Here is an 8382-nt window from a genome sequence, read left to right on the forward strand (position 1 = left end):
CGGAGCGAATCATCAGAGCGTCGTACTCACCGATGATCGCCTTGAGCTGCTCGGGCGGCAGGCCCGTGCGCACATCCACCTGAGCCACCTGCGACAGGATGTCGATCCCTGTCTGATCGATGGGATCGGAAACCAGAACCTTTGTCATGACCCGGCGGGGTGGGGGCGGCCGGAGGTGAAGTGTAGAGAGGTGGGTCTCACCCCATCTCGCAGGAGAGAATCAAGCCTTCTCAGGGCCGGGTTCGTGGGCAGCAGCGTGGTGGTGGTGGTAGCGGAGCGCAAACGGCTGCGGCAACTGAGCGAGCACCTGAACGAGCTCACCCCGGCGCCGCAGCGGTTGGTGGCGATCGGTCAGGGCGAAACCGACATCGCCGAAGTGGCTGAACTCAATCCCGCCCTGGCGCGGCGCATTCGGCAACGGCGCATGTCCACCTGGCTGATCCCCTTTGGATTTTTCGCTGGTCTCACCTTCACCTTCATCACCGATCTCGACACGTTCGCCTTCGCCGGCCCGATCGGCTCCCATCTGATCGGTGGCCTGCTGGGTCTGGGATCCGGCTGGATGGGCAGTTTCGCCGCAGCCGCCAGCGTGAGCTCCGATGTGGACGATCGGGTGCGTGCCCTGCGCAACCGTCTCGATGAAGGCAATTGGCTGCTGCTGGTGGAGATGCCCAACGGCATCGAAGTGCCTTGGACACGCCTGCAGGAAGCCCGCCCCAAAGCGGTGGTGCGGCTCAACGACAACTGAGGGCCTGAAATGCTTCCGCGCGACACGCTGCTCAAGGGAAGCCGCTGCCGGCAAGAACTAGCGGCCCTGATCGATCTGGCGGAAGAGGCCCTGCGCACCTGGGAACCGCGCTGGAGCGGTTTCGTGGATGCCGAGCTGAAAGAAGAAGCCGAAGCGCGTCTGGGTGCCCTGAGTGAAGTGAGCCTTCTGGCCGATGGGGGCTGGCCCCAGGCCGAGCGCTGCCGCCTGCTGATCGGCCGGGCCGACCTTGCTGCTGACAGCGAAGCCCCAGCCCCAGCCGCCGCCGTGAGCGGACTGGTGGTAAGCGGCAACTTTCTGTTTGACCCCGCGGAACCGGCCGATGTGCGCCAGGGATTGCTGCAAGCGGGGCTGCAAGCCGCTGATCTGGGTGATCTGTGGATGCGCGGCGATCGGGGCGCCCAGGCTGTACTCAGCCAGGAGGCCGCAACCCTGGCCGATAACCGAGAGGCTCAGGTGCGCAGCGTGCCGGTGCGACTGCAGGTGGTGCCGCTCGAGCAGGTGCAATGGCCCGCCCTTCGCTCACCGAAGCAGCTGAGCAGCGTGGAGGCCTCCCTCCGGCTGGATGCGGTGGGCTCGGCCGGGCTCGGCCTCTCGCGCAGCCGCATGGCTGAGCTGATCCGCCAGGGAGCCGTGCGGGTGAACTGGCAGGTGGTCACCAGCCCGAGCAAGGAACTGCGCTGCGGCGATCGGGTACGGCTCGATGGACGCGGCGAGCTCGAAGTCGTGGAGATTCAGCCCACCAAGCGTGATCGCTGGCGGCTGGTGATGCAGCGACGCTGAGGATCTCGGCTGCTAAGTTGCTGATGCCGACAGGCTCTGAGGGCGATTAGCTCAGAGGTAGAGCACTACCTTGACACGGTAGGAGTCACTGGTTCGATTCCAGTATCGCCCACTTGTTTTGATGCCCATGCAGATGGCGCTGCAGGTGGTGCTGGGCCTTGGGCGCTCGGGAATCGGGGCGGCACGGCTGCTGCATCAGCGCGGTACCTCAGTGCTGGTGCTCGAGAGCGGCGACAGCCCCGCCTTGCAGCAGCGGGCCGATGCACTGCGCGCCGAAGGCATTGATGTGAGGCTGGGCGTTCCACTCGAACCCTCCAGCTTCACGGCATTGCCGAGCCGGCCGGAGCGGGTGATCGTGAGCCCCGGCATCCGCTGGGATCACCCCACCCTTGAGGCCCTGCGCCAAGGCGGCGTCCGCACCGACGGCGAGATCACCACCGCCTGGGAAGCCCGGGGGGCTGTGCCCTGGATCGGCATTACCGGAACCAACGGCAAAACAACCATCACCCATCTGATCGCTCACCTGCTTCAGCAGGCCGGCCTCGATGCACCGATGTGCGGCAACGTGGGCTTCTCCGCGGCCGAGCTGGCACTGGAGCGTGGCAACGGGCAGCTGCCTGCCTGGCTGGTGGTGGAGCTGAGCAGCTACCAGATCGAATCGGCGCCGGCCCTGGCACCGCGCATCGGGGTGTGGACCACGCTCACCCCCGACCATCTCGAGCGCCACGGCACGCTCGACAACTACAGGGCCATCAAACGCAGCCTGCTGGAGCGCTCCGAGGTGCGCATCCTCAACGGCGACGATCCCGACCTGTGCAGCCGCGCCGCCAGCTGGGATCAAGCCCGCTGGATCACAGCCGGCAGCCGCGAGCAGGCTCGAGCCGCAGGATTCGAACCCCACCTGTGGATCGAAGCCAACCAGGTGTGCCAAGCCAGTGGCCCTCTGCTCCCCGCCGATGCCCTGGCCATGCCTGGCGCGCACAACCGCCAGAACATGCTGATGGCCGTGGCGGTGGGCCTCGAGGTGGGGCTGAGCGCCTCTGTGATGCAGGAGGCACTGCGCTCGTTTCCTGGAGTGCCCCACCGGCTCGAGCTCATTCGCCAGCTGGATGGCGTGGCCTGGATCAACGACAGCAAGGCCACCAATTACGACGCCGCCGAAGTGGCGCTCAAGGCACTGACCGCCCCCCTTGTGGTGCTGGCGGGCGGCGAGGCCAAACAAGGCGACGCCAGAGGCTGGCTGACCGGCTTGCAACGCGAAGCCCGGGCGGTGGTGTTGTTCGGAGCCGCCCGGGAAGCCTTTCAGCAACTGCTGCAAAACAGCCACTACGCAGGAGCCATTCACGCGGTGGAGGGGCTCAGCGAAGCGGTGCCCCTGGCACGCCGGATCGCCGCTGAACGCCACTGCCAAGCGGTGCTGCTCTCACCGGCCTGCGCCAGCTTTGATCAATACAGGGATTTTGAAGAGCGCGGCGATCATTTCCGCCAACTGGTTCAGAGCCTCTGACCCTGCTGGGTGCCAGCGCAGCAGCACCGCTAGCCTCGCGGCAACGCATACAGCAGCGATGACCCACTGGCTGATGAAAAGCGAGCCCGATGTGTATGGGATCGAGCATCTTCAGCGGGAAGGCACAACGCTCTGGGATGGGATCCGCAACTATCAGGCCCGCAATTTCATGCGGTCCATGCAGATCGGAGACCGCGCTTTTTTCTATCACTCCAACGCCAAACCACCCGGCATTGTGGGGCTGATGGAGGTGGTGGAAACGGGTCTTGTTGACCCCAGCCAGTTTGATCCCGCCAACAAATACTTCGATCCCAAATCCAGCCCAGACAAACCGCGCTGGGATTGCGTGCGGCTGCGCTACGTGGGCACCTTTCGCCACCTGCTGAGCCTGGATGCGCTGCGCGAGCAGTTCAGCGTTGACGAACTCCCAGTGGTGCGCAACGGCAACCGGCTCTCGATCCTGCCCGTGCCGGATGCCAGCGCCCAGCGCCTGCTGGAGCTGTTGGGGCCTCTGTGAGCCCTGTGCGGCTGAACGGCTGGGGGGCCTTCCAGCAAAGCTGGGCTGGCCTCGGCCGAGAGCCGCTGCTGCTGGTGTTCAGCCTGTGTGCCCTGGGCACGCACTTGCTGGGCTGGGCTCTGTTCGCCGCCGCCGAACAGGTGGACAGCGGAGTGCTGGCAGCTCTGCTTCACCTGAGCGGCATTGCGCTGTATGGCGGCAGCTTGATCTGGATGATCGAGGGTTTCACGCTGGCTGGCTTGGCCATCGCCCGCGGGCATCGCATTCATTGGCATGAACTCAGCCCCGCCGAATGCCGCCACAGCGGACGGTTGTGCCTTTATCTGTTCTTACTGGCTGCTGCGCTGGCCGGCGTCGCACTGATCACAGGCGTGGTGTGGTCGCTGGCGCTGCTGCTGCTCCCGGACTTGAGCGCCGTTCCAGCCCTGATCGGGCTGCTTGCCGCCGCGGCTGTCGTGATCAGCCAATTGTTTGGTCCATGCCTGGTGCTGGACACCCGGCTGAAGGGCGTTGCCCTGTTTCGCCAGGGAGTGTGGCTGCTGGAGCATCACGGGCCCGGGCTGTTGCTGCTCTGCAGCGGCCTCGCCGCACTACTGATGATCCCCTTGCTGATCGGACTGCTCGCGGAAGGCTTGATGTCAGGCCTCGGCCCGTTGGCCACAGCGCTGGCCTTGGTTGTGGTATTGCCGCTTCTCACCACCACCGTGACGGGCGCCTACGAGCAGCTACGCCCCGAACTTCAGAACAACCCCGCCAACCTGCACGCCAGCTTCAAACAATCGGATCGGTGAAGCGGCTCTGCTGGGGAAACAGGTTGGCCAGATAACAGCGGGTGATCTCACGGGTCTGCACGCCGTTCTGCACCAGAAAGCCAGCCAGGGCCGCTTGAAACAGGCGGTACTGATCCCAGTTGGGGTGCGCCTCGATAAAACCCTGCATCGACTGCAGCAGGGGCTCCGGCACCTCAGCGCGCATGCTCACCGTGCCAACACTGTCCATCCAGGTCTCCGCTCAACGCCCACCAGTTCCCCACAGGGTTGAGCACCGGTCAACCAGTCCCAAACGGGCCTGTTCGCATCCGCTCTCAGGGCAAGAACCCGCCTCCAGCACGGCCTCTGATAGCTCCGCCCACAACCCGCCCTAGGGAGCTGGCAAGCGGGGCTGCCGCTGTCAACGGGAAAGCACAGAAGAGCGCCGTTCTCCCCAGGCACCCGCAACGGCGGGGCAGCGGCTGCAAGGAGTTGTGGAAAAACCGGGCAAAAACCTGGGGAAGAACGCCACACCATTGGGAGAACAGCGGCCATCAGCAGTGCTGATCAACGGGTCAATCTCAGACCCGATCTCACGCGGGCAGCTCAGGCAAGCTGAGCGCCATGACCATTGCTCTGCTCGGAACAGGCCTGCTCGGCAGTGCCATCGCCACGCGGCTGCTGGCTTGCGGCCACAGCCTCAGCGTGTGGAACCGCCATCCCGAACGCGCTCAGCCCCTGCTGGAGCTCGGCGCCCGGCAAGCCCCCAGCCCAGCTGCGGCAGCAGCTGAAGCCGACTGGCTGCTCACCGTGCTCAGCGACGGACCAACCACCCACGCCGTGCTGATCGATCAGGTGGCGGAGGAGCTGCGGGGGCGCCGCGTGCTTCAGATCGGCACCATCGGGCCCGCCGAAAGCCAGAGCCTGAGCGAAGCGGTGACGGCCTTGGGCGGCTCCTATCTCGAGGCACCGATGCTCGGCAGCCGGCCGGAAGCCCTCGACGGCACGCTGCAGCTGATGACCGGTGGGCCAACTGAGCTGATGCAGGAGGCCCTACCGCTGCTCCAGCAGCTCAGCCGAGACCCTGTGCATCTCGGCGCGGTGGGGAGTGCCATGACGGCCAAGCTGGCGCTCAACCAGCTGATCGCCAGCCTCACCCATGCCTTCAGCCTGTCGCTGCACCTGGTGCAGCAGGGCGGTGTGGAGGTGGAGCCGTTCATGGCGCTGCTGCGCAACAGCGCCCTCTACGCCCCCACCTTCGACAAGAAGCTGCAGCGGGAGCTCAGCGGCGACTACGCCAACCCCAACTTCCCCACCGCCCACCTGCGCAAGGACCTCGATCTGTTCATCCGAGCAGCCCAACAGGCTGGGCTCAACAGCGAAGGGCTCTCTGGGCTAGCTGCCCTGCTGCAGCGCTCCAGCGCCGCTGGCCTGGATGGCCTCGACTACTGCGCCCTGCACCAGCTCACGGCTGGCCGAACAGCTGCTGCAACGCCTGACTGAACGGCCTGGCTGCCAGCTCAGACCAGCTGCCTTCGAGCGCCCGCTGCCCTGGCGCAGGCGTGAGCACGACCCGCAACGACCAGTGGCGACGATCGCCTTCAATCGCCAGCCACCAGGGATCGCGCTCGAGTTCCAGCTCGATCGCCTCCTCCTCCATCAGCTGATCCACCAGACCCTGGTGCTGGGCCACCAGATCAGCCACGGCCTCGCGCAGGGCCTCGGCTTCAGGCTCGGTAAGCTCCGCGGCCCAGCCCTCGCCGGCCATCAACACTGAAAAGGGTTGGCGGCTGCCATCCCAGGCCAACCGCCAACCCTCTCCTTCACGCTCAATCACGGCAAGGCCGCTGCTCAGCCGGGCAGCAGATCAGGCTGATCTTGTTCGTCGCTGAGTTCGATGATGGCGCGCTGGACCGGCTTCACCATCGAATCTTCCAGCAGGCCATCGAAATCATCGAAGCGGCGCTGCTTGGCGCGGAAGGCAATCCGCACGGTGGTGAGGTAACGGTTGCTGGAGTGCCGAACCAGGCTCTCGGCGCGCTGAGCGAGCTCTTTGGGGCTGACGTTGACGCCGAGATACATGAACTAATCGCCAATCGATTCATCGTAGGTCAGGAGGCTGCTGGGCAACGGCACACTCACCGGGAACACCAGCGGCTCAGCCCCCGGGGCCAGCAAGCGGATCTCCCGCACCAGCGCCAGAGCTTCCAGGGGCGGCCGCAACAGCTCCACCACGCGGCAGACCACAGCCCGGTGTGCACAGTCGCGGCATTCGATCCGCAGGCCACTCCAACCGCGGGACACTCGGCAGGCCCGCAGCGGATCCAGGCGCCGCAACAGCTCGGGGTCCTCTCGATAGAACGACAACACGGCCTGAATCACACGCTCCATCGCCCCTCACGCCCCCAGAGACCCACTGGTCTCACCATGCAGGCGAAGACTGCGCCACGCTCAGGGGCGTTGTGTTCCCTTCAGCTTTCATCCGTGGCCGGCACCCTTGCCATCGACCTGGGCAGCACCACCACCGTGGTGGCCTACCAAGGCACTGGCGATACCGCCCCCACGCTGCTCGATCTCACGCCGATCAGCTCCAGCAACCCCAGCGTGGTGCCCAGCCTGATCTGGCTGCAGGAATCCAGTTCAAGCCAGCCGCTGATCGGCCGGCAGGTGATCGAAGCCGGCCTGCTCGAGCAGGGTGGAGCCGGGCTGCACCGCGACTTCAAACGCCGCATCGGCACCGAACCGGGTCGTGAACCGGGCACCGAAACGGACACGGAACCGGAGACCGGCTGGCTCAGCCCGGAGCAGAGCGGCCAGCTGTTGCTGGAGCAGATCTGGCAGCGGCTGCCGGAGCAGTTTCTGCCCCAGCGACTCGTGCTCACAGCCCCGATCGACAGCTACCGGGGCTACCGCCAGTGGCTGCTGGAGGCCACCAGCCAGCTGGACGTGCCGGAGATCGCCCTGGTGGATGAACCCACGGCCGCAGCGATTGGAGCCGGGCTGCCGGCGGGCAGTCGGGTGCTGGTGGTTGATGTGGGCGGCGGCACCACGGATCTGTCGCTGGTGGCCCTGGAAGGAGGCGAGGGCAAGGCAGCCCCGATTGCCCAGTTGCTGCGTTTCGGCGGCCGCGATCTCAGCACAAGCCGCCAGAGCTTGCGCACCGCCCGGGTGCTGGGCAAGGCGGGCCTGGCTGTGGGAGGACGGGATCTCGATCGCTGGATCGCGGCCGATCAGGTGGATCGCGGCGGCCACCTGCTGGGCGTCGATCCCACCACCCCCTCCCTGCTCCACTGCTGCGAGCGACTGAAGTGCGCGCTCAGCGCTACCGAGGAGGCGCTGGTGCGTTGGAGCCCAGGCCCTGGTGAACGGCCCCTGGAACTGCGCCTGAGCCGCCGCGAGCTGGAGGGGCTGTTGCGTGAGCGGCAGCTGCTGGCGCTGCTCGATGACCTGCTGGAGCAGGTGCTGGCCGCAGCCAGAAGCTGCGGCGTGGAGGCAGAGCAGATCGACGCTGTGCTGCCCGTGGGGGGCAGCAGCCGGCTGCCGCTGATCCGCTCCTGGCTCAAGGAGCGGTTGCCCCAGGTGCCCCTACGGCTCGAGCGCCCCGTGGAGGCTGTGGCCCTCGGGGCGCTGCGGCTCACCCCGGGCGTCACGGTGAAAGACGTGCTGCAGCGCGGGGTGTCGCTGCGCTGCTGGGATCAACGCAGCGCCGAACACCGCTGGCATCCGCTGTTTCTGCCTGGTTACCCCTGGCCCAGCGAACAGCCCCTCAGCTTGCGCATCGGCTGCAGCCGCCCCCAACAAACAGAGCTGGAGCTCGTGCTGGGTGAACCCCTGGCTGAAGAGCGCAGCGAGGTGGTGTTTGTCAACGGTCTGCCGGTGCTGCGGCGCCAGAGGGCCGGCACGGCAGCGGTGGAAGCCTGGGCCCAGCAGCCCGCTCCGATTCCACTCACACCAGCCGGCGAACCGGGCAGCGATCGGCTGGAGCTGCGCTTTGCCATCAACAGCCGCGGTGATCTCACCGTGGAGGGGCATGATCTGGGCAGCGATCAGCCCGTGCCGC

11 protein-coding genes and 1 tRNA gene are annotated in these 8382 nt (G+C 66.4%); 8 read left to right on the forward strand and 4 right to left on the reverse strand.

Translation table 11 applies throughout. The annotated features are described in order from the left end of the window. Window positions 1-244 precede the first annotated feature (244 nt). The 6 genes from ACIQ2E_RS09810 to ACIQ2E_RS09835 all read left to right on the forward strand — a co-directional run bounded on the left by ACIQ2E_RS09810 (window position 245) and on the right by ACIQ2E_RS09835 (window position 4364). Window positions 245-748: a hypothetical protein gene (locus ACIQ2E_RS09810; protein WP_398329601.1), complete on the forward strand. Its 504-nt coding sequence runs from the start codon at window positions 245-247 to the stop codon at window positions 746-748. Between the two features lie 9 nt (window positions 749-757). Further along, a complete protein-coding gene (locus ACIQ2E_RS09815) occupies window positions 758-1549 on the forward strand; it encodes a photosystem II S4 domain protein (RefSeq protein WP_398329604.1) in 792 nt (263 codons plus the stop codon). 40 nt (window positions 1550-1589) lie between these two features. Next, window positions 1590-1661 (forward strand) — tRNA-Val (locus ACIQ2E_RS09820). 21 nt (window positions 1662-1682) lie between these two features. Then, on the forward strand, window positions 1683-3056 hold the full coding sequence (gene murD / locus ACIQ2E_RS09825) for a UDP-N-acetylmuramoyl-L-alanine--D-glutamate ligase (protein ID WP_398329628.1): 1374 nt from the start codon (window positions 1683-1685) through the stop codon (window positions 3054-3056). A 58-nt stretch (window positions 3057-3114) separates the two neighbouring features. Continuing rightward, window positions 3115-3573 carry an EVE domain-containing protein gene (locus ACIQ2E_RS09830; RefSeq protein WP_398329607.1) on the forward strand — a complete coding sequence of 153 codons (459 nt, stop codon included), beginning with the start codon at window positions 3115-3117 and terminating at the stop codon, window positions 3571-3573. Further along, entirely contained in the window at window positions 3570-4364 is a 795-nt protein-coding gene (locus ACIQ2E_RS09835) for a hypothetical protein (protein ID WP_398329610.1), read from the forward strand. Before ACIQ2E_RS09830 ends, ACIQ2E_RS09835 begins: the two co-directional genes overlap by 4 nt. Here ACIQ2E_RS09835 and ACIQ2E_RS09840 read toward each other — a convergent pair. Next, on the reverse strand, window positions 4345-4572 hold the full coding sequence (locus tag ACIQ2E_RS09840) for a DUF2811 domain-containing protein (protein ID WP_398329613.1): 228 nt from the start codon (window positions 4570-4572) through the stop codon (window positions 4345-4347). The two genes, ACIQ2E_RS09835 and ACIQ2E_RS09840, sit on opposite strands and share 20 nt — an antisense overlap. 374 nt (window positions 4573-4946) lie before the next feature. On the opposite strand from ACIQ2E_RS09840, the gene ACIQ2E_RS09845 reads away from it, so the two are divergent. Continuing rightward, on the forward strand, window positions 4947-5825 hold the full coding sequence (locus ACIQ2E_RS09845; RefSeq protein ID WP_398329616.1) for an NAD(P)-dependent oxidoreductase: 879 nt from the start codon (window positions 4947-4949) through the stop codon (window positions 5823-5825). Here ACIQ2E_RS09845 and ACIQ2E_RS09850 read toward each other — a convergent pair. Genes ACIQ2E_RS09850 through ACIQ2E_RS09860 form a run of 3 tightly spaced genes read right to left on the reverse strand, consistent with a single transcriptional unit; the run spans window position 5788 to window position 6713 of the window. Continuing rightward, on the reverse strand, window positions 5788-6159 hold the full coding sequence (locus ACIQ2E_RS09850; RefSeq protein ID WP_398329619.1) for a DUF1818 family protein: 372 nt from the start codon (window positions 6157-6159) through the stop codon (window positions 5788-5790). The genes ACIQ2E_RS09845 and ACIQ2E_RS09850 overlap by 38 nt on opposite strands. Before the next feature lie 14 nt (window positions 6160-6173). Further along, on the reverse strand, window positions 6174-6404 hold the full coding sequence (locus ACIQ2E_RS09855) for a DNA-directed RNA polymerase subunit omega (protein ID WP_296369333.1): 231 nt from the start codon (window positions 6402-6404) through the stop codon (window positions 6174-6176). A 3-nt stretch (window positions 6405-6407) separates the two neighbouring features. Continuing rightward, window positions 6408-6713 carry a hypothetical protein gene (locus tag ACIQ2E_RS09860; protein ID WP_398329622.1) on the reverse strand — a complete coding sequence of 102 codons (306 nt, stop codon included), beginning with the start codon at window positions 6711-6713 and terminating at the stop codon, window positions 6408-6410. Between the two features lie 93 nt (window positions 6714-6806). Here ACIQ2E_RS09860 and ACIQ2E_RS09865 point away from each other — a divergent pair. After that, window positions 6807-8382 (forward strand): Hsp70 family protein (locus ACIQ2E_RS09865; RefSeq protein WP_398329625.1); only part of this gene is annotated, 1576 nt, incomplete at its 3' end.

Source organism: Vulcanococcus sp. (assembly GCF_044369115.1).
Lineage (GTDB): Bacteria > Cyanobacteriota > Cyanobacteriia > PCC-6307 > Cyanobiaceae > Vulcanococcus.

Bases quoted from the DNA above. Each gene is read 5' to 3' on its own strand.
- ACIQ2E_RS09840 (WP_398329613.1), bottom strand. From the start codon at position 4,572: ATGGACAGTGTTGGCACGGTGAGCATGCGCGCTGAGGTGCCGGAGCCC.
- ACIQ2E_RS09845 (WP_398329616.1), top strand. From the start codon at position 4,947: ATGACCATTGCTCTGCTCGGAACAGGCCTGCTCGGCAGTGCCATCGCC.
- ACIQ2E_RS09860 (WP_398329622.1), bottom strand. From the start codon at position 6,713: ATGGAGCGTGTGATTCAGGCCGTGTTGTCGTTCTATCGAGAGGACCCC.
- ACIQ2E_RS09830 (WP_398329607.1), top strand. From the start codon at position 3,115: ATGACCCACTGGCTGATGAAAAGCGAGCCCGATGTGTATGGGATCGAG.
- murD (WP_398329628.1), top strand. From the start codon at position 1,683: ATGGCGCTGCAGGTGGTGCTGGGCCTTGGGCGCTCGGGAATCGGGGCG.
- ACIQ2E_RS09815 (WP_398329604.1), top strand. From the start codon at position 758: ATGCTTCCGCGCGACACGCTGCTCAAGGGAAGCCGCTGCCGGCAAGAA.
- ACIQ2E_RS09855 (WP_296369333.1), bottom strand. From the start codon at position 6,404: ATGTATCTCGGCGTCAACGTCAGCCCCAAAGAGCTCGCTCAGCGCGCC.